This is a genomic window from Salinicola sp. V024 (assembly GCF_052645315.1).
Genome location: NZ_JBQXYB010000001.1, coordinates 502,352 through 528,598, shown reverse-complemented (window position 1 = coordinate 528,598; position 26,247 = coordinate 502,352). Strand labels below are relative to the sequence as shown.

Below are 26,247 nucleotides of genomic sequence, written 5' to 3'. Positions count from 1 at the left end.
CGACGGGAATCAAAGCCCGCTGGCGTCAACGGTTCGGCGCTGCCACAGCCAGACGATATCCCGGCCGAAGGAGAGCGCCAGCAGCAGTGCCGCCAGCAACGTGAAGCCGGTTACCCAAGTCGGCTCGACGAAAGGCAGCAGGCAGGCCATCAACGTTGCCACCTGCCACACGCAGACCGTCTTGCGGAAGACGCTATCGGGTAACGTGCGGTGAAGCCAGGGCGCGTACATCCCCGCCATCACGAAAGCGTAGCGCGCCAGCCCGATGATCAGAATCCAGGCACCGGCCTTGTCCAGCGCGATCAGTGCGGTACACAGCACGACGATGAAAAACGCATCCAGCTCCATGTCGAAGCGCGCACCGAAGGCGCTCGCCGAACCGGTCCGGCGTGCTACCCAGCCGTCGATACCGTCGAGGGATAGCGCCAGTAGCGCCAGCGCGGCAATGCCCTCGGCATGACGCTGGATGAAGTCCGGATAGACGACCACGCCCGCGATAATGGCGATCAGAACGGCCCGGATCAGCGTGATCCGATTGGCCCAGCCCAGTCCGTGACGAGACGCCGGCCAGGCCCACAGCACGGCCGTGGCGATCGCCACATAGATCCCGCCTGCCGTGAATCGCAACCCCGAGGGGGCGGAAAATGCCCACTGTACCCACTCGGTCAGCAAGGCAACCAAAGCCAGGCCCGCCGCCAGCTCGATCCATCCTCGAACGGATTGAAGCCGCCGTCGAGGCGCCACCGCTATACGCGCCGACGAATGTCGCATCGCTGGATCCCTCCACTTCGCAAGAACATTGCCTGATTCCCGTTCGGCATACCGTCCACGTACTTTCCGAATCGTCGCCGTTGACATGGATACGCGACTCGTACAACTCTGGATGCACTTCGACCTGCTGACGCTATAGGGTCGTTACCGCCGGTCTTGGCCGGTTGCAGGCAGGCCGCCAGGCTGAAACGCCAGCTAGTGCTCGCCCGCCGGGGAGGCGATCGCGATCGGCCGCCGCAGCCGTGAATTTCGACCGACACCATTTATCTGTACACTTCTTGTACAATGCCAAATCGTCACACTCTGCCATACTCGTCTCAGGGTAGCGACGAACCAGCGCCACGACGAATTCATCAGTCATGTCCGACTTCAAGGAGCGCAATTCTCGATGACCACGCCTTACGCCCATGCTTTCTGGTCTCTTGGCGACGGCAGCGGTGAAATTCGCCAGGCCGAACTTAGTGCCAGCGGTGATCTGATGGTGAGAACCTGTTACTCCGCCATCAGTCGCGGCAGCGAAACCCTGGTCTTCAATGGTCAGGTGCCGGTCAGTGAATACCAGCGGATGCGCGCCCCGTTTCAGAGCGGCGAATTCCCGGGGCCGGTCAAATACGGTTACTCCAATGTCGGCGTCGTCGAACAGGGCGCGCATGACTGGCACGGCCGCTACGTCTATTGCCTCCATCCCCATCAGACCCACTACCGCGTGACCGTCGACGATGTCGTGCCGCTGCCCGCCGACGTACCACCGCAACGGGCGATCCTCGGCGCCAACATGGAGACGGCACTCAACGCGCTATGGGATGCCGCCCCCGGGATCGGCGACCGCATCAGCGTCATCGGTGCCGGCGTGGTCGGCTCGCTGGTGGCGTGGCTGTGTGCCCGGCTACCCGGCGCCCGCGTCCAACTGATCGATATCGACGAACGCAAACGTTTCCTCGGCGACGCCCTGGACGTCGATTTCCATACTCCCGAAACGGCAGCGGCCGAGCAGGATTTGGTCATCCACGCCAGCGCTTCCGATGCCGGCCTGCAGACCGCCCTCTCGCTGGCCGGATTCGAAGCGACCGTCCTCGAGATGAGCTGGTACGGCAGCCGCGAGGTCAACCTGCCGCTCGGCGAAGCCTTCCACGCTCATCGCCTGACGCTGCGCTCGAGTCAGGTCGGCAGCGTTTCTCCCGGGCATCGACCTCGCTGGGATCACAAGCGGCGGCTCTCTCTGGCGCTATCGCTGCTCAATCACGACTGTCTCGACGTGCTGATCAGCGGTGAAAGCCATTTTAGAGACCTGCCCGAGACGCTGAAGCGCCTGAGTCAGCGCGAAGACGATACGCTGTGCCAGCGCATCCGCTACGGCTGATACCACGTAAAGCTATTGAACTCGTCGCCGTAGTGCCTCAGCGGTTCAGTGGCTGGATCGAACGAATCATGCAACAAGGACGCACTCATCAAGGAGCGACAACAATGTTCAGTTTGACCGTCCGCGATCACATGATGATCGCCCACAGTTTCAACAGCGACACCTTCGGCCCGGCGCAGAAGCTGCACGGTGCCACCTACGTCGTCGACGTCACCTTCAAGCGCCCCGAGCTCGACCACGACGATCTGGTGGTCGATATTGGTCTGGCGAGCGAGGTTCTAAAACGCATTCTCGGCGAGTTCACCTTGAACAATCTCGACGAGATCGACGAGTTCAAGGGTCGCAACACCACGACCGAATTCATGGCCAAGGTCGTGTTCGACCGTCTGTCCCATGCCATCCGTGATGGCGAACTGGGCGATGGCGCTCGCCATCTCACCGCGCTGGACGTCACGCTGCACGAGTCGCACGTTGCCTGGGCAAGCTACGAAGGGGGCCTATGAGCGATTTCACCATGATCGTCGCCGGCGACCCCGGCCAGTTGACCGGCGGCTACGTCTACGACGCGCGAATCGTCGAGGCGCTACGCGCCAACGGTTGGCAGATCGACGTGGTCGGACTCGAGGGCCGCTTTCCGGAGCCTGACGCCGTCGCCTCTCATGCTCTGGATAGCGCCCTGACCACGCTACCGGACGGCAGTCGAGCCGTTATCGACGGCCTCGCGTTGGGCGGGCTGCCGGCGATCGTCGAGCGTCATGCGTCACGACTATCGATCACCGCGCTGGTGCATCATCCGCTCGCCGATGAGACCGGGCTGGGGGCGCCCGAACAGCAGCGCTTCCGGATCAGTGAGACCCGGGCCCTGGCGGCCGTCGAGAGTGTCATCGTCACCAGTGTCTATACCGCCCGGAGGCTGGCCGATTTTGCCGTGCCGGCCGAGAAGATCGCAGTCATCGAGCCCGGCGTCGAAACTGGAGAGTTGGCGAGCGGCGACGGCAGCGGGACCCCGCGCCTGCTGTGTATCGCTACGGTCACGCCACGCAAGGGCCAGGACCTGCTGGTCGAAGCCCTGGCCGGTCTGACCTCGCTACCCTGGCAGTGCGATCTGATCGGTGCCCTCGATCGCGCCGAGGCTTACGTCGACAAGGTGCGAGAGGCGATCGCGCGCCATCAGCTGAACGATCGCGTCCACCTGCTGGGCTCCCAGTCCAGCGAGCGCCTGAGCGCCCATTATCGGCAGGCCGATCTGTTCGTGCTGCCCTCGCACTACGAGGGCTACGGCATGGTGATCACCGAAGCGCTCGCCCACGGTCTTCCTGTGGTGACCACGACAGGGGGCGCTCTGGCTCATACTCTGCCGGACACCGCCGGAATCAAGGTGCCGCCGGGTGACGTCAACGCGCTCCGCGAGGCGATCAGGAGCATGCTGGAAGAGCCTGAAACCTACCGACGCTATCAGGCGGGCGCTCGAGAGATTCGCGCCACGCTCGGCAACTGGCAAACCGCCGCCGAGGCTTTCGGCGAGGCCCTGAAACGCGCCACGACAGCGGAGGCGACGCGCTGATGTCGATGCCTTCATCACCTGCCACCGACACCCTGTCCGGCGACGCCCTGTTCAGCGATGCCCTTTTCAGCGATCAATGGCTGACGCTGCGGGAGCCCGCCGATCACCTGGCGCGCGATGCCCAGCTCACCCATGCCGCGGATCGCTGGCTGACACGACGAGCCACGCCGGCCCGGCCGCTGGAAACGCAGCGCACACTGGTGGACCTGGGATGCGGCAGCGGTTCGAATCTGCGCTATCTGGCACCGCGACTTCACGGCACCCAGCACTGGCGCCTGATCGATCACGACGCCGAACTGCTGGCCCATGCTCGACTGCGCTGCGAGCACCTATCCAGTGCCGATGCCCAACCGATCCATCTGGAGTCCCGGCATTCGAGCCTGACCGAAGCCTGGGAACACGGCCTGCAAGGCGCCGATCTGGTCACGGCGTCGGCACTGTTCGACCTGCTGACGCCCGCCGATGTCGAAGCGTTGGCGGACGCCTGCCAGAACCACGGCTGCGCCGTGCTGTTCGCCCTTAGCGTCGATGGCCATATCCGCTTCCACGATGCCAGCGGAGCGCCGTTATTCAGCGACGACGACCGTTTCTTGCTGGCGGCGCTGGAGACGCATCAGCATCGCGACAAGGGCAGCGGCCCGGCCATGGGGGCGCAGGCATCTCGCCATCTTCGCGAAGCCTTCCATCGTCGCGGTTACCATATTCGCGAAGCCACTTCGCCCTGGCGTCTCGGCCCCGAATCACTGACGCTCGCCGAGTCCCTGCTCGCCGGCTGGCGCAGCGCGCTCCACGAGCAGCTGCCGCAGCAGAGCAGCCGCGTCGATCGTTGGCATGGCGAACGTCTCGAAGGGCTGATGCGTGACAAGCTGACATTGACCGTCGGCCATAAAGACCTGTTCGCCACACCGATGGCGAGCGCTTCGGGAGCGCCAGCGTGAACCGCTGGCTATCGCCCGGGCTACGTCTGGCGGCAACGCTTACGCTGCTCGGCCTGCTGGCCTGGCAGCTGGACACCCGGGAACTGCTGGATCGACTCGGCGCGCTGTCGCCCGGCTGGGTGACACTGGCCATCCTCATCGGCGTTCCCCAGGTCGTACTGTCGGCCTGGCGCTGGCGTATGACGGCGCATCAGGTAGGAATCTCCCTGCCCTGGCCTACCGCCATTCGCGAATACTATCTGGCGACGTTCCTGAATCAGGTGTTGCCCGGCGGCGTCGTGGGCGATGCCGCGCGGGCCTGGCGCCACGGCAACGCCGGGCAGACGTCGAATGCGGCGTCAAAGTCGCAGTCCGGCCCGGCGATACGCGCCGTGATCATCGAACGCGCTTCCGGTCAGGTCGCCCTGCTGGGCGTCGCCATTCTGGCGATAGCGCTTTCACCCGCGCTGCGCGGTGGCATTCGTCAGCTATGGCACGCACACGCTGGCGCCGGTTGGGTGGGCATCATCGGGCTATCGTTGACTGCCGCTTTAGTGCTTTTGGCCGCTTTCTGGCTGACGCGAAGCCGAGCGGGGGCAGCGTTGAAACGGTTCTGGCAGGATCTTCATCGTGCCCTGCTGACGGTCAAAGTGTGGCCGGCACAACTCGCAAGCTCGCTGCTGGTCGTCGCGACCTATATCGCGGTATTCCTGTGCGCCGCCCGCGCGCTCGGACTCGAACGTCCCGTTGGCGAGCTGTTGCCGCTGATCCCCCCGCTACTGATGGCAATGGCGATTCCGCTGACCATCGCCGGCTGGGGTTTGCGTGAAGGTGCCGCCGCCGTGATCTGGCCGCTGGCCGGCCTGCCGGCGCAGGAAGGCGTGATGCTATCGGTGACCTACGGCCTGCTGATCCTCGCCGCGAGCCTGCCCGGCCTAGCCGTGCTGTTGATGGATCATCGGTGGGCCCGCCGGAATGCTGGCCGACGAGCGGCTGATCGGCGAACCGTCCGGGACTTCGAGATTTTCGCCCCCGATAGCGTCGCTCCCGATCGCCTCGCCTCGGGAGGAGAGCCAAGATGAGATCACTCTCCAGTCGCTACGCGATCGCGCAGGTCCAGGTCGAACAGCATGTCGTCGCCCAGTCGAAAATGGCGGCAGGCCGGTCGCAGCGCTTCATCCAGCGTGTCGATCTCCGGCAGCGTCAACGCCGGACGGCCGGAGCCGATCAGCATCGGCGCAACAACGCTGTGCAGACGGTCGAGACAGTCAGCTTCGAGAAACCGCGAGATCGTCAGCCCGCCGCCCTCGACCAGAATCCGTCGATGGCCATGCTCGGCCAGCAGCGCCACGATCTGCGCCGGATCGATACCGGACGGCCCCGGCGACAGCGGTTTCACGCTGACGTGATCAGCGTCGCCGTGGCCGGCCACGCCTTCGTTGACGAGATGCCAGGTCGGCGCGACCGGCTGTCGGAACACGCCGCGCTCTGCCGGCACCCGGCCGCGCGGGTCGAGCACCACGCGCAAGGGATTGTCCCCCTCGACGTGGCGAACCGTCAGCTGCGGATCATCGGCGTCCACCGTTCCTGCGCCCACGACGACGGCATCCACCAGCGCCCGCAGTTGGTGAAGGTGAACCAGGCTCTGCGCGCCGGTGACGTAGTGGGAAGCGCCACTCGCCGTGGCGATTCGGCCGTCCAGGCTCTGACCGATCTGGGCAATGACACAGGGGCCACGAGACGTGTCCGTCATGCACCACGGCAACCAGATCGACAGCAGTCGAGCGGCCTGATCGTCGACCTGATGATTACAGGACCAGCCGCCGTGAGCGTCGATCTCGAGGCGCAGATCGCCCTCGACGATAACACCGTCGAAGCGCGCTTCGGCCCTGCCATACCGGGTCAGCGCTGCCACGCGACGAATCCAGCGCCAGGCCTCGACGCTCTGCTCGGAAGCGATCGGCAGGGAAGGTTCGCGAAGAGTCATGGTCACTCCTTGGCCAGACGGCATGACAAAGTAGCAAAACAGAGTAGTAGAACCGAGTCGTAAAACCGAGTAGCAAAGATCGTCGTGGCAAAGATCGTCGAACGAGGAACGCTGGCCCGACGATCGAGGAAACCCGCCAACCACGCGGACTGCAGGATGACAGGTGAAACGGATCACGGATGACACGAATCATGGACGACAAAGCGAGGAGACGAGCATGCGACAGGTAGAACGCGCGATTTTCGATCTGCGACGCGGCCTTCCGGTTCTGATACGAGCCGACCAGGGCGACGTGATGGTTCACCCGCTCGAGGGCTGCGACGATGATGCCCTGGCAGCGCTGCACGTCTTCAGCGGTAATCGCCCCGCCCTGGCGTTGACGCGCCATCGCCTTTCCCGGCTGGGCATCGAGTTCGAGCCGAGGGTTGGACTGATGCCGATCGATCCCGCCGACAGCGCCGACGACGTCATAGCCCGAGCCAGTGCCGTCGGGCATCGATTGGCGCCGGATCGTCGACCGGACGCTGCCAGTGAGGGCAGCGTGGCAGCGCTGGACCTGATGCGAATCGGGCTGCTGATCCCGGCGGCGATCGTCGCCGACATCAGCGATGCCCAGCGCGAGCATGTGGAGACACTGGTTGCCGAAGGCACGGTGCTGGCCGTCGCTGCCGAACAGGTCTCGGACTACGCCGACGCTCGTTCGCACTTTCTCAAGCGCACCAGCGACGCGGAAATTCCGTTGTCCCACGCGGAGCGCGCGAAGTTCGTGATGTTTCGCGAAGCGGACGGCATGCGGGAACATATCGCCATCGTCATCGGCGAGCCCGCGGAATGGAGCGATGCCGTCCCCGTGCGGTTGCACTCTGCCTGTCTTACCGGCGATCTGTTCGGCAGCCTGCGCTGCGACTGCGGCGAACAGCTGCGCGAGAGCGTGCGTACCATCGATGAACGCGGCGGCGGCGTGCTGCTCTATCTTGCCCAGGAAGGACGCGGCATCGGCCTGGCCAACAAGCTACGCGCCTATACCCTGCAGGATGGCGGACTGGATACGGTGGACGCCGATCACGTCCTCGGTTTCGGCAACGACGAACGCACCTACGGCGTCGCGCTGGAGATGCTCGAACAGCTCGAGATCACTCGCATCGAGCTGTTGACCAACAATCCGGAGAAGATCGCCGCCATGGACCAGGGCGGTGTCGAAGTCGTCAATCGTCGCGGCGTCTACGGCAAATTGACCAAGCAGAACCGGCGCTACCTGGATGCCAAGGCCAAGCGCGCCGGCCACTGGCTGGAAGAGGTGCTCAACGATGGCGACGAGGGTCCGGTGACGCCGCTCAGACGACCCGCGGCACACTGAGCACTCAGCACTTAGCACTGACTGAGCCGCCGCGAGCGTCCCGGCAGAACCGTACGCGCTAGCGCAGCGTCGCCAGATCGAAGCGGCCCGTCTCCTCGATGATCCGTGCCAGGCGATCGGCGAAATGGGAGACCAGCCGGCGTCCGATCTCGACGTCGGCCAGGGTCGCATTGCCGGTGACGCCGCTCGGGTGCAGGTCCTGCGCCATCCAGGCGTAGCCGGCGTCCCCTTCCGGGCCCAGCGTCGAACCGGCCTGCTCCTGCAATTGGCCCGCGGACACCGCATCGGCCAGATGCTCTGCACGAACCTTATGAGGCGCCAGATACAGCATCATCGAGGTTTCCAGCGCGCCGCCGTGCAAGCCGTGGCGCAACTCCTCGGCGGGCAGCGCCTGCGCTGGCGGCGCGAAGCGAAAGTAGTTGGCCTTGACCACCAGCATGGCGTGGGCCGCGCGCAGTTGGAGCGCCGCCAGATCGATCACCGCCTTGTTGCCACCGTGACTGTTGAACAGCACCAGGCGTCGAATGCCGGCACGATGAACGGCCTCGCCCAGCGACTCGATCACGCGAATCGCCGTTTCCGGCATCAGGCTCAGCGTGCCCGCGAAAGCGGTATGCTCGAGACTCGAACCCAGTGCAAGCGGTGGCAGCACAATCACCGTCTGCCCCGCCTCTAGCTGCTCGGTTGCCGCCTCGAGCAGCCCCAGGCCGATATCCAGATCGGTGGAGAGCGGCAGATGGCCGCCGTGCTGTTCGATCGCCGCCAGCGGCAACACTGCCACCGTCGAGTCGTCGACCAGCCCCGCGAGCTCCGTCGTGGTCAAATCCTGCCAGTGATGGACACTCATGCTTCACTCCCTGTCGAATCAGCCGACCTGGATGCCGGAATACCGCGCAGCAAGCGCTCGGCGATCGCACTTTCCCGCACCACCTGCCGCCCCACGGCGTCGCGCAGCTGGCGCTCGTCTTTGCCTCCTCGCGCCAGCGCCAAGGTCAGCCGCGAGCGCGCCCGGGTGATACCCGTGTAGATCAGCTCCCGGGTGACGATGGGGTTGGCTCGCCCCGGCAGCGCGAACAGCACATGCTCGAATTCCGAACCCTGCGACTTGTGCACGGTCATGGCGAATGCGGTTACCGCGGCATCGAGTCGGGACGGCAGCACCTGTCGCACGCCGTCGCCCTGAGGGAAGCAGACTCGCAATCGCCCCGCCTCGTCGGTTAGCGTCAGCCCCAGATCGCCGTTGTAGAGCCCCAGTTGCGGATCGTTATGGGTCACCATCACCGGACGGCCGGCGAACCAGCCATCGGTGCGCGAAATAAAGCCCTGCTGCCACAATGCCCGCGCGATCCGCTCGTTCAATCCCTCGACGCCCCACGGCCCCCGCCGCAGTGCGCAGAGGACCTGAAAGCGACTCTGCAACGCCAGGATCGACGGTAGAGAACCTTTGTCCCGCAACGCCTCGAACAGCTCCCGATAACCCGACACCACGGCCCGTTCGAACGCCGAAGCATCGATATCCAGCGTCGAGACGTCGGCAAAACCCGCTGCCAGCGCTCGGGTAAATGCCCGCCCGTCGCCGGCATTGGCGGCGCGAGCGAGCTCGCCGATGCCGCTGTCAGCGTGGAAACGGAAACTCTTGCGCAGCATGGCGACATGATCGGCCAGCAGATTGGCGTCGCCGGCTGCCGGAAGCGATTCACCGGTCATGGTCTGCAGATAGTCGCGGGTCGCTTCCGAGTAGCCAAGCGTTCCGGCAGCCGAGCTAGTGGCAATCGAGCCAGTGGCAATCGAGCTAGTGGCAGCCGAGGCGGCTGCATCGAAAACATTGGCCCCGGCACACAGATCGCCGAGTACCGAACCCGCCTCCACCGACGCCAGCTGATCCTTGTCGCCGAGCAGGATCAAGCGTGCGTCCGTCGGCAGCGCGTCCAGCAGCGCCGCCATCATCTCCAGATCGACCATCGAAGCCTCGTCGACCACCAGCAGGTCCAAACTCAACGGCTCCTCGGCGTTGTGACGAAAATGACGGGTATCCGGTCGCGCGCCCAACAGCCGATGGAGCGTCAACGCCTGCTGCGGTATCGCTTCACGCACGGTCTCATCGATGTCCAACCGGCCCACGGCACCGGCAATCGATTCTGACAAGCGAGCTGCGGCCTTGCCGGTGGGCGCCGCCAGCCGGATACGCAGCGCCGCGCCACCGCCGGCCAGCGACTGCTGCTGCAGCAGCGCCAGCAGCCGCGTCACCGTCGTGGTCTTGCCGGTTCCCGGGCCGCCGGAGATGATCGTCAATCGCTGACGAAGTGCCAACGCACAGGCCACGCGCTGCCAGTCGGGTTCGTCACCCTCACGCTGGTTGCCGGCGAACAATGCCTGCAGACGATCCGCCAGGTCGGCGGCAACCGGCAACGGCTCGCCCAGCCGTAGGCGAAGATGCGCCGCGACCCCGCTTTCGGCCTGCCAGTAGCGGCGCAGGTAGAGCCGATCGCCTTCGAGCACCAGCGGCGTGGCAAGGCCGACAGCGGCATCGCCGGCAGCCACGGTGGACGATCTCAGCAACGCCTCGATCCAGTGCGCCAGCGTCACGCCCTCGAGCAGCGATTCCGGCAGCGTCACCGGCACCTCCGTCTCGAAGCCGCCATCCAGGGGCGGCAACGACAGTGCGGACCTGGGTGCGGCGAGAGCCCGCGGTAGCGACAGGCACACATGGCCCCGCCCGACCTGATGGCTGACCAGAGCCGCCGCCAGCCACACCAGCGGATCGCTGCGCGATCCGACATCATCATCACGTGCGGCCAGGAAGATCGCGAAATGGCGATCGAGCTGTCGCAGCCAGCCAAGCTCGACCCATAGCGCCAGAGTCGCGAACAGCGTCTCGCGATCGAGCGATGACGGTGGCAATGGTGATGGCTGCGCCGTATCGAGCGCCAGCGAGAACTGATCATCGTGTCCGGTTCGACTCATGAATCGGCCTCCGCTGGTTGCCGCCGGGTTTGCTGAATCAGCGCCCGCGCCGGCTCGGCGTCACCGTCGAGCCACGCATCCAGCGCCTCGATCAACGCCCGCGACGGGCGACGATAAAACACCCCGTTCGCCGACGAACCCACGACGCCCTCCGACGCCATAGAAATCGGCGCATCTTCGAGCGCCATAGAAACCGACGTCGTGGAAAGGTCTGGCGCGCCCTCGGGCGACTTGGAAATCGGAGCCTTGGAAGGGTCTGGCGCGGCTTCGGGCGCCATAGAAACCGGCACGTCTTCGGGTGCCATAGAAACCGGCGCGGCTTCGGGCGCCGTAGAGAGCGGCGCCATAGAAACCGGCGCGGCTTCGGGCGCCTTGGAAAGCGAGTCCCTGGAAAGCCCCCTCAGAAAAACATAGCAGGCGCCGCCGACGTGGCGGTCGTAGTCGTAATCTTCCAGCCGGGACTTGAGCAGCCGATGCAGCGCCAGCACGTAGAGCACGTACTGCAGATCGTAGCGGTGATCCACCATCGCCGCGGCCAACCGCGCGCCCTGATAATCCTCCGGGTCGTCGCCCAGATGGTTGGACTTCCAGTCGAGCACGTACCAGCGCCCGTGCGCCTGAAAGACCAGATCGATATAGCCCTTGAGCATGCCGTTGAGTTTGCGCGGCGCCAGCCGAGGACGCGGACCCGGCAGCGGCTCGAGCCGAGTGACGAGCCGATCCAGCGGTTCGCTCCAGGCCGCTGTCGCCGGGAGCCAGAATTCCAGCTCGGTGCGCCATGCCTCGAGCCGATCGAGATGCACCGGCTGCCCGTCGAGGTGGATCAACGGCTGTCGCAGTCGCTCCAGCAGCCACTCGAGCAGCAGTGGCGCCCACGCCACGTCGAAACCACTCGTCACCAGCCGGCGTTCGACATCCCGGCGCAGCGTATCCGCATAGGCGGGATCCGCCAGGCGGTCGAAATCGAGCATCTCGAGCAGCCCGTGAAGAAAGGTCCCAGGGCGCGGGCCACGGGGGAAATCGAACAGCGAACGAATCCTGGGCCGAGGCACGGGGTCGCGCTCGCGGCTGACCTCGACGTCCAGCGTCGCTGGCAGATCCTCGCTGGCCGCGGCGTCGTCCTCGCCGATACCCTCGCCCTCATCCTCGCCGATACCCTCGCCCTCGCCCTCGCCTCGCTCGCTTCGACCCGTATCCTGACGGGCGTCGGCGATCAGCGCGGTATAGGAGGCGATCCACCAGTCGTCATCGATCCGGCCCTGAAAGCGCCGCGCCGGCTTGGTCTGCGGCGCGACGCTGGCCAGACGCAGCCGATGATCCGGCAGTGCCGGCGGAGGCTCGATCGCCAGCCAGCCAGCCCGCTCGCCCTGTCGCAGCCGTTCCAGCAGCGCCACGCCGTCGTCGTCCTTCTCGCTGCCCAGCAGTCGCCCCAGGGCCGTTTCGTGCAGGCATCCGCTCTTGCCCCGGCCACGCCCCACGTGCGCCACACCCATCCGGCAGGCGTAGGCCGCGCGGGTCAAGGCGACGTAGAGCAGGCGCACATCCTCGTCCAGGCGGGCCAGGTCGGCCTCGCGCGTCTGCGCGTCATCAGGCGAGGCAACCATCACGCTGCCTTCGCCCTCGGCCGGCCGCAGCGCCAGCAGCTTGGTATTTCTATCGGGTTCCGCCGGGCGGTGCGAACAGATGAACGGCAGCAGCACGATGGGATATTCGAGCCCCTTGGACTTGTGCACCGTGATCACCCGCACCAGGTCCTCGTCGCTCTCCAGGCGCTGGCTGAGTGCCTGACTATCCAGCGTCTCGACGCCTTCCTGCAGTGCGCGGTGCCACCAGCGCAGCAGCGCCTGCTCGCCATCGAGCCGCTGCTGGGCATTCTGTGCCAGTTCACCGAGATGCAGCAGATCGGTCAGCGCGCGTTCGCCGTCGGCGCGTTGGGCGAGGCGCTCGGCAATCCGGAAATCCCGCATCACCGCGCGCAGCATGGGGAGCACGCCACGCCGCTGCCACTGGCGATGGTAATCACTGAAGCGTTCGACCTCGCGCTCCCAGGCCAGCTCGTCGGCCAGCAGCGGCTCCAGCGCCTGCGGCGACTCGTTCAGCAGCTTGGTCGCCAGCGCCGCCTTGAGCCTAGAGTCCTGACGCGGCTGTGCCACGGCTTCGAACAGCTGCAGCAGCTCGAACGCCTGGGGCGTATCGAACACGCTCGAACGCTCGCTCAGATAGACGCTGCGAATGCCGCCGTCGGCGAGCGCGGCGCGCACCTTGAGCGCCTCGCCGCCGTGACGGACCAGGATGGCGATATCGGCGGGTTTCACCGAGCGCTCGCCGGAATCGCCGACGAAGCGCCACTCGCCCTCCAGCAGCCGCTGCACCTCGGCACGGATCGCGGCGGCCATCACGTTCTGATAGTCGTTTCTGGCGTGGCGCTCGGTATCCGGCCACCACACCCCGAGCGCCTCGACCGGCTGGCCTTCGCGGTCGACCAGACGCGTCGCCTTGGGGTTCGACTCGACGGCGACGAAAGGAATCTCGTCGCTGCCGAACGGCTGCGGGTGACGCAGAAACAGCGCGTTGGTGGCATCGACCATGGATTGGGTCGAGCGGAAGTTGCGCATCAGCGTGAAACGACTGGGCGTCGCCCGGCGCGCATCGAGATAGGTATGGATATCCGCGCCGCGGAAGGCGTAGATCGCCTGCTTGGGATCGCCGATCATCAACAGCGCGGTCGCGGCCGGATCGCTCTCCGGCGCGCGGTAGATGTGCGAGAAAATTCGATACTGGACCGGATCGGTGTCCTGGAATTCGTCGATCAGCGCCACCGGAAGCTCATGGCGGATGCGCGCCGCCAGCCGCAGCGCCGGACTGTCGGTCACCGCCGCCGATTGCGGGCGAGCCAGCGCGGCGTCGAGATCGTTGAGCAGATCCGAGAACTCCCACAGCCCCCGGCGACGCTTGTCGGCGGCAAAGCTCACCGCGACCTGGTCACGGGCGTGAACGAGCACCTGCCTGGCAATCGTGGCGAAAGGTTGACCGATGGCAGCGAGGCGATCGAGCAGCGCGAAGAAAGGGTGCGTTGGCGCGGTCTGCCCTTTGCTGGCGGCGGCCTTGACCAGCGCCCCGTCGAGCTTCTGCTGGCTCAGCCAGAATCGCCCGCTGCTGTCGGTGATGCCGTCGCCCGCGCCGAAATCCCCCTGGGCCAGCCAGGTCTCGAACGCTGCCAGCCGATCCTCCAGCTCGTGGCTCTTGTAGCTGGTCTTGTTGAGCGTCTGGTTGCGAAACGCTTCCGCCATGATCTCCGCGATGGCCTCGCGATCCCAGGCGGCCGTCAATCCGTTCTCAAGCGCCGCCCGCTCGTCCAGGCCGCTTTCCAACTCGGCGAACAGCGGGCCCAGCGCGCGCGGTGCTTCGACCTCTTCTCCCGCGACCCAGAGCGGCTGCGGCTGGCCATCCTTCAGCAACGGGCGCAGCGCCCCCGCAAGCGCCTCCGGCCCGCTCCACTGGGCGCGAATCTGGCGCTGCCAGCGTTCGTCGAGCGGATAGAATTCGCGCCGCCAGTAGTCCTCGACGGCCTGGTTCAGCAGTGTCTGACCATCCTGCAGCAGTTCGGCGGAAAAACGCGCGCCGGCATCGAAGGCGTGACGAGTCAGCATGCGCTGACAGAAGCCATGAATGGTGAAGATCGCCGCCTCGTCCATCAGCCTCGCGGCCTGGTCCAGTCGTCTGGCGCCACTGCGACAGGCTGCCTCGCCCGCCGTGACAAGCGGCTCGAGCAGGTCCGCCAATACCGCATCCTGACGCGTCTCGGCACTCGCCAGCAGCCAGTCGCGGGCCTGCTTGAGACGCGCCCGAATACGCCCGCGCAGCTCGGCGGTGGCGGCCTCGGTGAAGGTGACGACCAGAATTTCCGGCGGTGTCAGCGGGCGTGGGAAATCGACCGTTTCACGCCCGGGCAACGGCCCCAGTACCAGCCTCACGTAGAGCGCGGCCAGCGTAAACGTCTTGCCGGTGCCGGCACTGGCTTCGATCAGATGATGGCCGGTCAGCGGCAGGCCAGTCAGTTCGAGCGGTACGGTCTCATCAGGCATTCGCTCGTCACTCATTGACTCGACCATGCCCGCGGTCGCTGGCTCATTCGAGTCGTTCATGCTTTTGCCTCCGCAGATCGCTTCGCCGTCGCGTGTGCATGAACCTGCTGGGAAGCCCGCAGCAGCGCCTCCAGAATCGGCTGATAGTGCGCCACGCTCTCGCGGACGCCGCCCGCCGCTTCGAAGGCGTCGAAATCCGGCCATAGCTGACCCAGACTGCCCTCGCGCTGAATCAGCGACAACATCCCGAAGCCGCCCTCCTCGTACTCCTCCGCCAGACGGTCGCGCCAACTCGCGTCGAGCGATTCGCCCGCCGCCAGCCCCGCAAGCGCCTCGCGATCGCCCAGGCCCCACAGCATCCTGGCCAGCGCGCCGCTGGCGGGCAACGGTGCGCACCAGGCGCGCCACCAGGCCCGCAGCCACGCTTCCAGCGACTCGCGAGCCTCGAGCGGGGTCAATGCCGGAAACTCGAGCCAGCGGTCCTCGAAGATCGCGGTCCAGCGGCACGGGGACTCGCCGCGAGCGTTGGCCAGCAGCCAGCGGCCGTAGCCGGAGAACAGTCGATGCGGTTTGCCCAGTTTTTTCCACGGGCCGTTGCCGGCATTCTGGCCCTGGCTATCGAAGTGGCCGAAATGGCTCACCTCCAGGGTTACCAGGCTCAGGCTGCCATCCTGCTCCCGATAGAGCCCGTCGACGCGAGATTCCAGCGCCAGCGCCGGACAGTCGTCAGTGTCGTCGATCGAGAAACGCAGCATCGGGGGCGAGATCGGTTCGCTGTCGGCGATTCGTCGATGCCAGCTCTCCAGCTGAATCTGTAGTCGCTTGAGCGGGGGCTCGATCAGCGCCAGACCGAAGCCGGCGGCGGGCAGACGCCCGGCCAGCCGCAGCCGATCGGCGACCTGCAGCAGCGGCTCGCCACGGCGGCCGGCATCGAGCAGTTCGCGCTTGAGCGTGTGGTCCTCGAGAGCGTCCAGAATGAACGGCTCGCTATCCTCGTCGGGCACCTCCGGATCCTGAAAGCGCACGCCCAGCCGGCCGAGGTAGACGCTCCAGGGCCGTCGCAGCAACCGCTGCAGATCGGCCAGCCCCAACGCTTCCGCCGGCAACCCGACAGAGTCGGTCTCCGCGGACGACGCTGTCTGTTCTTCACCCTTTGTAGCTTGTTCTTCGCCCTTTGTAGAAAGGTGCAGCGGCTCCCAGCTGGTATCGAAGGTGAAACGTGAATCCTCGGCTTGGAAATAGCGCCGCGAGAACGGCTGCAACGGGTGCGTCTCGATCAGTCGCTTCACCAGCGCCGCTTCATCGCTCGGCGTCGCTGCGCCAGCCTCGACTGATGTAGAGGCCGGCCGCCAGCCCTGCTCCAGCGTATCGAGCAGTTCGCCGATCAGCACCGAAGGCGGCCGCGGCGTGTTGTCACGTTGATCGAACCCGACCCAGGAAAGCGTCAGCCGCTCGCGGGCGGAGAGCAGCGCCTCGAGCAGCAGATAGCGGTCGTCGTCGCGGCGCGAGCGGTCTCCCGGCCGGGGCCGCTGCGCCATCAGATCGAAATCCTGGGGCTGGCGTGTTCGCGGATAGGCACCGTCGTTCATGCCCAGCAGATAGACCTGCCGGAAGGGAATGGCACGCATCGGCATCAGCGTAGCGAAGTTGACCTTGCCCGCCAGGAAGCGCTGAGCCAGCCCGCCATCGTCGAGTTCGGCGCGGAGCGCGTCGCGCAGCACGGCGAGGCCGATCGGCTGGGTGAAGGATGCCAGCTCACAGCTCTGCTGCCAGCGACTCAGCGATTGATCCACCCGCGCCAGCACGTCGTGCTCATCCAGCGCCGTGGGTGCAAACAGCGCATCCATCAGCCCGCGCAGTCGCGTCAGCCACGCTTCCGGCGTGCCGTCATGGCTCAACGCTTCGCACTGGCCAGCCATCACCTGCATCAGCTCGGCCAGGCGCCCGGCCAGATCCGCTTCCAGCCCGCCGACCTCGTCGTAGGGCACGATACCGTCGAACTGCCACGCGCTGTCGGCAGACGTTTCGTTCGGGTCTTGCGGCCCGGCGGCATCGGACCGGTGGATGGACCCGGTGGATTGCCTCGGCGGCATCGGGCCGGAAGATGGCAAAGCTCCGGTCGATGGCAAAGCTCCGGTGGATGGCAGCGCCCCGGTGGCATACCCCAGCAGCATGCGCTCGAGCCCGAAGGCCCAGCTGTTCTCATGCAGCCCGGGGAAACCGAGAGATTCGCGGTGTGCGCCGGACAAGCCCCAGCGCACGCCGCTTTCCGCCAGCCACTGCCGCAGGCGCGGCAATTCCGACTCCTCGATGGCAAAGCGCGATCGAAATGCCGGCACGTCGAGCGCATCGAGCAGCTCGCTGACCCCCAGCCGCCGCTCGGGCAACTCCAGCAACGACAGTATCAGCACCATCATCGGATGCGCCTCGCTGGCGACCTGGTCGGCGATGGTGAACGGAATATGGCGGGGGTCGTTCGGCGGCACCTGCCCAAAGACGGCTTCGATATACGGCGCGTAAACGTCGATCTCCGGCACCATGATCAGAATATCCCGCGGCCGCAGCGGCGTGCCCTGGCCACTGGCTTCCTCGAACGCCGCCAGCAATCGATCGTGCAGCACTTCCACTTCACGCAGCGGCGAGTGCACGCTGTAGAGCGACAGCGAGGCATCGTCTTCGGCGATCACTCGCTTGGCGCCGGCTTCTCGGGTCCGCTCGCCGGGGTGCTTGAGATCCAGGATGTCCTGCTGCAGCTGATTGAGCAGCGGCGCCTGCTCGGCGGGGAATTCGTCGTCCGGCGCGGGATCGCGGAACAGGTCGGTTTCGACATCGAAGCCGCCATCCTGGCTCTCGAACTCGTAGAGACCGACGATGAAATCCCGCCCCTGGGCGCCCCACGCCGCCAGCAGCGGGTTGGCCTGAAGATGCAGCGCCTCTTCGTCCAGGGCCTCGAGCCATGGGGCCTCCGGGTGACGGGATTGCTGCCGTGCCACGGCGTCGGCCGAGAGCCGCCCGGCACGTTTGATCGCCTCACGGTCGGAGATGATGTCGCCCCAGTAGTGGCGGCAAGGGTTGGTGATCATCAGGAACACGTCGATGACCCCGGAGAGCGCGTGCAGTGCTTCGAGCGTCTGTGCCGGCAGCGTCGAAATACCGAACACGAAAACTCTTGGCGGTAATGCCTTGGGGCAGCTTTCCAACGCCCGGGCGGCACGCAGGAAACGCCCGTGCAGATTGGCGCGGTGGAAGGCCCGTTCGTCGGGGTCGGCATCGGCGATCAGCGCTCGCCAGAGCGCCGGCTGCCAGCGCTGATCGGCAGGCAGATCTTTCGGCGAGTCCTCTCCCGCCTCCCAGGCCGCCAGCCAGTCGGGGCGGTAGTTGAGGTACTGATCGAACAGGTCGGCCAGTCGCACCGCCAGTTGCCAACGTTTGCGCTCGGCCTGCTCGGCGGCCTGGCGCTGCACCAACCCATGCGTCGGCGACGCCCGTCCAGGGCTTGCATCCTCACGTTCAGTATCCAGATAGTGGGCCAGCGGCGCGAAGGTGACCGGATCCCGCACGATCTCGCCCTCCAGCAGACGCAGAATGCGCCACGCCAGCGGGCGTTTGTCGAACGGCGAATGCAGCGGAATCGATTGACGCTCGTTTTCCGGCCCGGCCTGCTCGAGTACCGCACGGTAGGCCCGCCAGACGAAGCTCGATGGCAGCGGGAAATCCACCGACGCCGCGATGCCGTCCGCTTCCGCCAGTGACAGCCGCAGCCATTGCGCCATGCCGTTGGACTGCACCAGGAAGGTTTCCGGCGTCAGCGGCGGCATGCGGTGACGCTTGATCAGCGCCAGGGCCAGATCGTGCAGGTCTTCGAGGTGATTGGCATGCAGGACGCTGAACATCCGCTCTCCCGGGTTCTGGAGTCGATGAGATATCGGTAACGATCGTGCCATCCTACCGTGGCGCAGGGCGACGATCATCCAGAGCCTGTGGCAAGATATGACGATCTCATGACAGCGCTATCGTCGACGCCTCGTCGCTGCCGAGACAAAACTGCGAATAAGTAAAACCCCGAATAAGCAAACCCCCGAACAAGCCAAAACCGAATAAAAAAGGATTCACGTTGACGACGCCCGTCTTCCTCGCCGTACTCGCCGGCGCCCTCATGCATGCCAGCTGGAACGCGCTGGTCAAGGTGGGCCTCGATCGGCTGCTGAGCATCTCGTTGATCCAGGCCGCCTGCGCGCTCATTGCTCTCGCTGGCGTGACCTTCGTGCCACTACCGCAACCGGCCGCCTGGCCATGGCTTGCCGGTTCGGCCGTTCTGCATATCGGCTACAACGTGTTCCTGGCACGCGCCTACCGGGTTGGCGATCTCGGCCAGATCTACCCGATCGCCCGCGGCTGCGCGCCGTTGCTGGTCACCGCGATCAGTGTCTTCGCGCTCAGCGAGCACCCTTCCTGGCTCGGCTATCTCGGCATCGTGGTGCTGGTGCTGGGCATCTTGTGTATGGCGTTCCGCGGTGGGAAAGGGCCGCGCCTGGAACGCGCGTCGCTGATCAATGCGCTGACGACCTCGGCTTTCATCGCGGGCTACACCCTGGCCGATGGCAGCGGCGCTCGTACCAACGGCGATGCCATCGGCTATGTGATCTGGCTGTTCCTGCTCGACGGTTTCGGCATGCTGCTGGTTCTGATCGCCATGCGTGGCGTTCGCGTTCTCCCCGAGCTGACGCGCCATTGGCGAGTGGGCCTGATCGGCGGCGCGCTGTCCATCGGCGCTTACGGCATCACGATCTGGGCCATGACTCAGGCCCCGATCGCGCTGGTCGCCGCGCTGCGCGAAACCAGCGTTCTTTTCGCCATCGCCATCGGCGTGGTCTGGCTGAAGGAACCGCTACGCCGTGAACGCCTGCTGGCTGCCGGGCTGATTCTGGGTGGCGTCATTCTGACGCATTGGGGATGACTGCCATACCACGGCAAGACTGCTAGGCTTAACGATACTGAGCCACTGCCCTGCCAACGCCGTTCAACCGTCTTGCGGCGCGCATCGACGCTCACTAAGACGAAAGCCATCCAGGCGACAGCGATCGGCAAGGAGCCCATTTTGTCTCTTATCGCTCCACCCAACGCCACCAATGCCGACGGTCAGCCGCGCAAGGTCGGTGTCGAACTCGAATTTGCCGGTGTCGGCCCGATTCAGGCCGCGCGCCTGGTCGAAATGACCTTCGGCGGTCACGTCGAGCAGCACAGCGCCCATCGGCTGACGGTAACCGGCACCCCATGGGGCCATTTTCATGTCGAGCTGGACAGCAAGTATGTCCACCCCGATGAGCAGATACTCGACCGCATTCGTGCCAGCGATGGTCAACCCCCGGGGATCGGCGAACACCTTCGTGCCAGCGTGCACAGTCGCACCCGCGAGTGGCTAGGCGACATGGTGGCAGGTCTGGTGCCGACCGAAATCGTCTGCCCGCCGATCCCTTGGGACGAGCTGGAACGGCTGGATGAGCTGTTCGTTGCCCTACGCAGCCATGGCGCCCAGGGTACCGATGCCAGTCTGCTCTACGGTTTCGGGCTTCATCTCAATCCGGAGATCCCCTCGCCGAGGGTCGAGAGCGTGCTGGCCCATCTTCGCGCGTATCTGATTCTGGCAGACTGGCTACGCGACGAGATCGTGGTCGACGTGACGCGGGACATGCTGCCGCATACCCAGCCCTTTCACAGCGACTACACGCGGAAGGTACTGGCACCGGACTACCATCCCTCCTTGAAGACGTTGATCGACGACTACCTGCTCGCCAATCCGACGCGCAACCGTGAGCTGGATCTGCTGCCACTGTTCTCGTGGCTGATGCCGGATCACCCCAACGAACTGCTGCGTGAGACGCTGGTCAAGCCGCGCCCGACCTATCATTACCGGCTGCCCAACGCGGCGCTATCCGACCCGGAATGGGGCGTGGTCGTGGAGTGGAACCGCTGGGCGGAAGTCGAGCGGCTCGCCGCCGATCCGGATCGACTGGCCGAGCGCGGCGCCGCCTATCGCGAACATCTCGCCCAGCCGACGCTCAGCCGCTGGCTCGACTCCCTTCGACACTGGATGCGTCATTGATGAATTCAGCGAAACGTCCGGGAACGGAAGCCAGATCGCGCCAGACTCGCCCGGTGATCGGCATCACCACCTCGGATCACAAGAGCCTTCTGGCCTGGTGGTGCGACTGGCTCTCGGTCTGGCGCGCGGGCGGGAAACCACTACGTATCTCGCCGTCACGGCCTCTGACGCAGCCAGTGGATGGCCTGGTCATCGGCGGCGGTGACGACATCGGCGCCCAGCGCTACGGTGGCGAAGTGCAGCTTGACGTTCGTATCGATCCGGCTCGCGATGAACTCGAACTCGATCTGCTCGGCCACTACCTGCCGTCGAGTCTGCCGATCCTGGGCATCTGCCGCGGCGCCCAGATCATCAACATTCACTGCGGCGGCAGCCTGATCGAAGATATTCAGACGACCTACAGCCACATCAAAAATCGTCGCATGGTTCTGCCTCGCAAGCGAATCGAGATCGAGCCGTTCAGCCAGTTGGCCGACATTCTCAACCGCCGCTACTGCAACGTGAACAGCCTCCATCATCAGGCCGTCGACCGGCCGGGGGACGGCCTGAAAGTGGTCGCCCACGATCGCGACGATCTCGTTCAAGCCATCGAGAGTGAACGCCACCCGTTCCTGATCGGCGTACAGTGGCATCCGGAATTCCTGCTCTTCAGCCGTTCGCAACAACGACTGATCCGAGCGCTGGTGGAGGCGGCTCGACAGCAGCGTCAGGCGCCGGTTGAAACCGGCGAGCGACAGCGGCCGGTGGATGAAGACTGACCGCACCGCCGCATTCCTTGCCGTATCCCTGGCCGCACCAGGTTGCTATCACCGAGCCATCAGGACGGCATCACCGCCAACCTCCGCCCTGCCGGGGAGCGCAGCAGGAACAGGCCGATGATGATGCCCATCACCGATAGCGCCGCGACGTAGATCGCCGGCGACATGGGATACCAGCGCATCAGCGTAGTGACGATGATTGGCGTGAAACCACCGAAGAGTGCGTAGGCGACGTTGTAGGAGAACGAGAGCCCGCTGAAACGCACTGCCGCGGGGAAGGCCTTGACCGCAATCGCCGGTATCGCGCCGGTGATACCCACCGAGAAACCGGCCAGTGCGTAGAGCGGCATCAACTGCTCCGGGCGCTGGCCGACCACGCTCATCATCAGCCAATAGCTCGACCCCAGCAGCGCACTCCACCCCACCAGCGTCGCCCCACTGCCGAAACGATCGGCGCACCAGCCGGCGACCACGCAGCCGACGATTAGACACAGAATCGCCACCACGTTGGCGAGCGAGGCGTCGAGCCCGGCGTACTGCGCCGCCAGCAGCGGCGGCGTCATCAGCATGACGACGACGATGGCTGCGGTCAGAATCCAGCTGACCGCCATGGCCAGCAGTACCCCGCCCAAGTGATCGCGAAGTACCGTCTTGACCGGCAGTTCGGCCGCCAGGGCGCGGCGCTTGCGCATTTCGGCGAAGACCGGGGTTTCACTCAGCCAGCGGCGCAGGTAGACGGCGATGAGTCCGAACGCGCCACCGAGAAGAAACGGTATGCGCCAGGCGCCGCTCGCCAGTTCTGGCGCAGAGAAGTGCGATTTCATCACCGCCGCCACCAACGAGCCGATCAGAATTCCCGCTGCCAGCCCGGCCGATAGCGTACCGCAGGCCAAGCCGACATGACGGCGCTGGATATGCTCGGTGACGAACACCCAGGCGCCGGGTACCTCGCCGCCCACGGCTGCGCCCTGCAGCATGCGCAGCAGCACGAGCAACAGCGGTGCCAGATAGCCGATCGACCCGTAGGTGGGCAGGCAGCCGATCGCCAACGTGGGCAGCGCCATCAGCAGGATCGACAGCGTGAACATGCGCTTGCGCCCCAGCAGGTCGCCGAAGTGCGCCATCACGATGCCGCCCAGCGGTCTTACCAGGTAGCCGGCGGCGAAGATGCCGAACGTCTGGATCTGGCGCAGCCACTCCGGCATGTCTGGCGGGAAGAACAGCTGCCCGATGACCGTGGCGAAGTAGACGAAGATGATGAAGTCGTAGAATTCCAGCGCGCCGCCGAGGGCGGACAGCGACAGCGTCTTGACGTCGCCACGGGAGAGCGGACGCGGCGATTCGGACGAGGTGGGGTCGTGAGACATAGCGATCTTCCAAAAAGGACGGCACCCGAAGGTGCCGTCGCGATCATTCCATAGCGGAACTGCCGAGATCGAAACTCGCCCGCCAGCGCGGTTCGTAACTCGAGACGCGGCTCAGTGCTGCATCAATGCCAGACGCTGTCCGTTCGGCGCGCGTAGCAGGAAAATACCGATGACGACGCCGAGCGCCGACAACGCGGCGATATAGTACGCCGGGGCCGCGGGATGGCTCGCCATCAGCGTCGAGACCACCACCGGCGTGAACCCGCCGAAGATCGCATAGGCAACGTTGTAGGAGAACGACAGGCCGGAAAAACGCACCGCTGCCGGAAACGACTTGACCGCGATGGTCGGCACGACGCCGACGATACCCACGCCGAAGCCGGCCAGGCAGTAGAGCAGCATCAGCTGGTCGGGATGGGTCGGCACGGTGTGCATCATGACCCAGTAGGTGATTCCCAGCAGCAGGCTCCACAGAATGATCGTGATACCGCTGCCGATGCGATCGCAGCACCACCCGGATACCACGCAGCCGATGATCACACAGACGATCGCCCAGACGTTGGCCAGCGAGGCATCGATACCGTAGACCGACTGCAGCAGGCTCGGCGTCATCAGCACCACCACCACCACCGCACCGGTGAGAATCCAGGTCACCGCCATCGACAGCACCACGCTGTCCAGATGCCGACTCAGCACACGCTTGACCGGCAGCCCGTCGGAAAGCGCTTTCTTGGCGCGCATCTCGGCGAACACCGGGGTCTCTTCGAGGTAACGACGCAGATAGACCGCCAGGAATCCGAATACACCGCCGATCAGGAACGGCACGCGCCAGCCATAGGCGCTCATCTCTTCGGGGGTGTAGTAGGACTTCAGAAACGCCGAGATGATCGAGCCGATCAGGATACCGGCGACCAGGCCCGAGGCCAGCGTGCCGCAGGCGAGACCCACGTCCTTGCGCGAGACGTGCTCGGTGACGAAGACCCAGGCGCCCGGGACTTCGCCGCCCACCGCAGCGCCCTGCAGGATGCGCATCAATACCAGCAGCAGCGGTGCCAGATAGCCGATGGTTTCGTAGGTCGGCAGGCAGCCGATCAGCAGCGTCGGCACCGACATCAGGAAGATCGACAGCGTGAACATGCGCTTGCGACCCAGCAGATCACCGAAGTGCGCCATGATGATGCCGCCCAGCGGGCGCGCCAGATAACCGGCGGCGAAGATGCCGTAGGTCTGAATCATCCGCAGCCACTCCGGCATGTCCGGTGGAAAGAACAGATGCCCGATGACCGTGGCGAAATAGACGAAAATGATGAAATCGTAGAACTCCAGCGCGCCGCCCAGGGCGGAGAGCGACAGGATCTTGATGTCACCGCGTGACAGCGGACGCGACGGAGCCGCATCGTATTGGGGTGCGTTAGCCATGGCCGTGTTCTTTTTTCTGAGGCGTTGAAACGTACGTGTCCAGTAGCCAACGTGCTTCACGGAAGCTCGACAGAGGGTGTCATCCGCCGCACGAAGGGGTCATGACATTATCAGACTTTATAAGTTCCGTCAGTGTGGCCGACGGGTCCTTGGTTGGCTTCCGCACAAGATCCAGATACCGATACGGAGAGGCTTGCGCTAGAGTCTCTTTCGTCCGCTCCAATCACAGGCCCACGTCATGAAACCCTTGCTCATCCTGTTGCTCCTCGTCTCCACGCTGGGCGTATCGACCGTCCATGCATGTCCCAAAGGCCAGCATCCTCACGGCGGAACTGGATCGCACCACAAGGGCGGCTGGTGCTCCTAGCCCCGCGCCAGAGCGCCTAATACTCGGACATAAAAAAACCGGCCTCCGAGGACCGGTTTTTCATCATCGCCGGATGTTCAGCTTTCCAGCTTGGCATCCAGCGAAATCTTGGCGTTCAGCAGCTTGGAGATCGGGCAGCCTTCCTTGGCCTTCTGCGCGGCGCTATCGAAGGTCGACTGATCGGCGCCGGGGATCTTGGCTACCGTCTTGAGCTGGACTTCGGTAATGGTGAAGCCGCTGTCGTCCTGCTCCATGATCACCGTCGCGTCGGTCTTGATGCTCTCCGGCTCGATGCCCTCTTCACCCAGCATCATGGACAGCGCCATCGAAAAGCAGCTGGCGTGCGCGGACGCTATCAGCTCTTCCGGGTTGGTGCCTGGCTCGCCCTCGAAACGGGTATTGAAACCGTAGGGGTTTTGCTTGAGCGCGCCGCTCTCGGTGGATACGACACCCTTGCCTTTCTTGAGACTACCTTTCCATTCGGCGGATCCGGATTTCTTGATCGTCATCATCAACTCCTTCTGGTTCGATGTAACCGTTCGAGGCTACTGCCATCACAGCGGATGGAGTGGCAGTCAGTGTAGACCACCTGCGCCAGACGTCATCCCAATCGCTCTCCAACGAGCCGATTCGAACCCGAAAATCCTGTTTTAGGCCTTGAGTGCTGCCAACGCGGAGTCGTAGTCAGGCTCGTTCTTGATCTCGCTGACCAGTTCGGCATGCAAGATCTTGTCCTGCTCGTCGATCACGATGACCGCCCGCGCGCAGAGCCCGGCCATGACACCGCTCTGCAAGGCGACGCCGTAGCGTTGACGAAACTCGGGATGACGAAAGCACGACAGCGTGATCACGCGGTCCAGACCCTCGGCGCCGCAGAAACGGCTCTGGGCGAAAGGGAGATCCGCCGACACGATCAGCACCGCGGTATTGTCGAGGCCGCTGGCATACTCGTTGAACTTGCGCGTGGACATCGCGCAGGTCTTGGTGTCGACGCTGGGAATGATATTGAGCACCTTGCGCTGACCGGCAAAGTCGGAAAGCGAGCGCTCCCCGAGTTCGGCGTCGGTCAGGGTAAAGGCGGGCGCCGTATCGCCAACGACGGGAAATTCATCACCCACTTCGACGGGCACCCCGCCTCGCGTCACGCTTTGCATGATTGTCTACTCCCGCTGGAATGATTCAGAGATCAAAGGAACTAGAGAGGTGGCGTGCCTCGCGGCGCGCCATT

General features: G+C 65.1%; 19 protein-coding genes. 9 read left to right on the top strand and 10 right to left on the bottom strand.

Annotated elements, in window-relative coordinates:
* Positions 1-9: 9 nt before the first annotated feature.
* Positions 10-771 carry a CDP-alcohol phosphatidyltransferase family protein gene (locus ACUN9V_RS02395; protein WP_075562912.1) on the bottom strand — a complete coding sequence of 254 codons (762 nt, stop codon included), beginning with the start codon at positions 769-771 and terminating at the stop codon, positions 10-12.
* Between the two features lie 388 nt (positions 772-1,159).
* On the opposite strand from ACUN9V_RS02395, the gene ACUN9V_RS02390 reads away from it, so the two are divergent.
* The 5 genes from ACUN9V_RS02390 (at position 1,160) to ACUN9V_RS02370 (ending at position 5,694) form a co-directional block, all read left to right on the top strand.
* Complete coding sequence (locus ACUN9V_RS02390) at positions 1,160-2,131, top strand: zinc-dependent alcohol dehydrogenase (RefSeq protein ID WP_445510223.1); 972 nt, start codon at positions 1,160-1,162, stop codon at positions 2,129-2,131.
* Positions 2,132-2,235: 104 nt separating this feature from the next.
* The gene (locus ACUN9V_RS02385) at positions 2,236-2,634 is read left to right on the top strand and encodes a 6-pyruvoyl trahydropterin synthase family protein (protein WP_439284801.1); all 399 of its coding nucleotides are present in this window, start codon (positions 2,236-2,238) and stop codon (positions 2,632-2,634) included.
* Positions 2,631-3,695: a glycosyltransferase family 4 protein gene (locus tag ACUN9V_RS02380; RefSeq protein ID WP_445510222.1), complete on the top strand. Its 1,065-nt coding sequence runs from the start codon at positions 2,631-2,633 to the stop codon at positions 3,693-3,695. Before ACUN9V_RS02385 ends, ACUN9V_RS02380 begins: the two co-directional genes overlap by 4 nt.
* Entirely contained in the window at positions 3,695-4,633 is a 939-nt protein-coding gene (locus ACUN9V_RS02375; RefSeq protein ID WP_445510221.1) for a class I SAM-dependent methyltransferase, read from the top strand. The genes ACUN9V_RS02380 and ACUN9V_RS02375 overlap by 1 nt, the downstream gene beginning before the upstream one ends.
* A complete protein-coding gene (locus ACUN9V_RS02370) occupies positions 4,630-5,694 on the top strand; it encodes a lysylphosphatidylglycerol synthase transmembrane domain-containing protein (protein WP_445510220.1) in 1,065 nt (354 codons plus the stop codon). Before ACUN9V_RS02375 ends, ACUN9V_RS02370 begins: the two co-directional genes overlap by 4 nt.
* Before the next feature lie 2 nt (positions 5,695-5,696).
* On the opposite strand, the gene ACUN9V_RS02365 is transcribed toward ACUN9V_RS02370, so the two are convergent.
* Positions 5,697-6,599: a RibD family protein gene (locus ACUN9V_RS02365; RefSeq protein WP_445510219.1), complete on the bottom strand. Its 903-nt coding sequence runs from the start codon at positions 6,597-6,599 to the stop codon at positions 5,697-5,699.
* Positions 6,600-6,816: 217 nt separating this feature from the next.
* On the opposite strand from ACUN9V_RS02365, the gene ribA reads away from it, so the two are divergent.
* Complete coding sequence (ribA, locus tag ACUN9V_RS02360) at positions 6,817-7,956, top strand: GTP cyclohydrolase II RibA (RefSeq protein WP_445510218.1); 1,140 nt, start codon at positions 6,817-6,819, stop codon at positions 7,954-7,956.
* 58 nt (positions 7,957-8,014) lie between these two features.
* Here the strand turns inward: ribA and ACUN9V_RS02355 are convergent, their stop codons facing one another.
* Genes ACUN9V_RS02355 through ACUN9V_RS02340 form a run of 4 tightly spaced genes read right to left on the bottom strand, consistent with a single transcriptional unit; the run spans position 8,015 to position 18,898 of the window.
* A complete protein-coding gene (locus ACUN9V_RS02355; protein ID WP_445510217.1) occupies positions 8,015-8,803 on the bottom strand; it encodes a creatininase family protein in 789 nt (262 codons plus the stop codon).
* Positions 8,800-10,920 carry an exodeoxyribonuclease V subunit alpha gene (gene recD / locus ACUN9V_RS02350; protein WP_445510216.1) on the bottom strand — a complete coding sequence of 707 codons (2,121 nt, stop codon included), beginning with the start codon at positions 10,918-10,920 and terminating at the stop codon, positions 8,800-8,802. Before recD ends, ACUN9V_RS02355 begins: the two co-directional genes overlap by 4 nt.
* On the bottom strand, positions 10,917-15,065 hold the full coding sequence (gene recB, locus ACUN9V_RS02345) for an exodeoxyribonuclease V subunit beta (RefSeq protein ID WP_445510215.1): 4,149 nt from the start codon (positions 15,063-15,065) through the stop codon (positions 10,917-10,919). Before recB ends, recD begins: the two co-directional genes overlap by 4 nt.
* Positions 15,062-18,898 (bottom strand): exodeoxyribonuclease V subunit gamma, encoded by a 3,837-nt coding sequence (locus ACUN9V_RS02340; protein WP_445510214.1) that lies wholly within the window; start codon positions 18,896-18,898, stop codon positions 15,062-15,064. The genes recB and ACUN9V_RS02340 overlap by 4 nt, the downstream gene beginning before the upstream one ends.
* 221 nt (positions 18,899-19,119) lie before the next feature.
* On the opposite strand from ACUN9V_RS02340, the gene ACUN9V_RS02335 reads away from it, so the two are divergent.
* From ACUN9V_RS02335 to ACUN9V_RS02325, 3 genes are all read left to right on the top strand, one after another.
* A complete protein-coding gene (locus ACUN9V_RS02335; protein ID WP_110692873.1) occupies positions 19,120-19,962 on the top strand; it encodes an EamA family transporter in 843 nt (280 codons plus the stop codon).
* A 141-nt stretch (positions 19,963-20,103) separates the two neighbouring features.
* Entirely contained in the window at positions 20,104-21,108 is a 1,005-nt protein-coding gene (locus ACUN9V_RS02330; RefSeq protein ID WP_445510213.1) for an amidoligase family protein, read from the top strand.
* Entirely contained in the window at positions 21,108-21,866 is a 759-nt protein-coding gene (locus tag ACUN9V_RS02325) for a gamma-glutamyl-gamma-aminobutyrate hydrolase family protein (protein ID WP_439284778.1), read from the top strand. Before ACUN9V_RS02330 ends, ACUN9V_RS02325 begins: the two co-directional genes overlap by 1 nt.
* Positions 21,867-21,925: 59 nt before the next feature.
* On the opposite strand, the gene ACUN9V_RS02320 is transcribed toward ACUN9V_RS02325, so the two are convergent.
* From ACUN9V_RS02320 to tpx, 4 genes are all read right to left on the bottom strand, one after another.
* Positions 21,926-23,233 (bottom strand): MFS transporter, encoded by a 1,308-nt coding sequence (locus tag ACUN9V_RS02320; RefSeq protein WP_445510212.1) that lies wholly within the window; start codon positions 23,231-23,233, stop codon positions 21,926-21,928.
* 111 nt (positions 23,234-23,344) lie between these two features.
* Positions 23,345-24,652 carry an MFS transporter gene (locus tag ACUN9V_RS02315; protein WP_439284774.1) on the bottom strand — a complete coding sequence of 436 codons (1,308 nt, stop codon included), beginning with the start codon at positions 24,650-24,652 and terminating at the stop codon, positions 23,345-23,347.
* Between the two features lie 444 nt (positions 24,653-25,096).
* Complete coding sequence (locus ACUN9V_RS02310) at positions 25,097-25,528, bottom strand: OsmC family protein (protein ID WP_075562899.1); 432 nt, start codon at positions 25,526-25,528, stop codon at positions 25,097-25,099.
* Positions 25,529-25,669: 141 nt separating this feature from the next.
* On the bottom strand, positions 25,670-26,173 hold the full coding sequence (gene tpx / locus ACUN9V_RS02305; RefSeq protein WP_445510211.1) for a thiol peroxidase: 504 nt from the start codon (positions 26,171-26,173) through the stop codon (positions 25,670-25,672).
* Positions 26,174-26,247 lie beyond the last annotated feature (74 nt).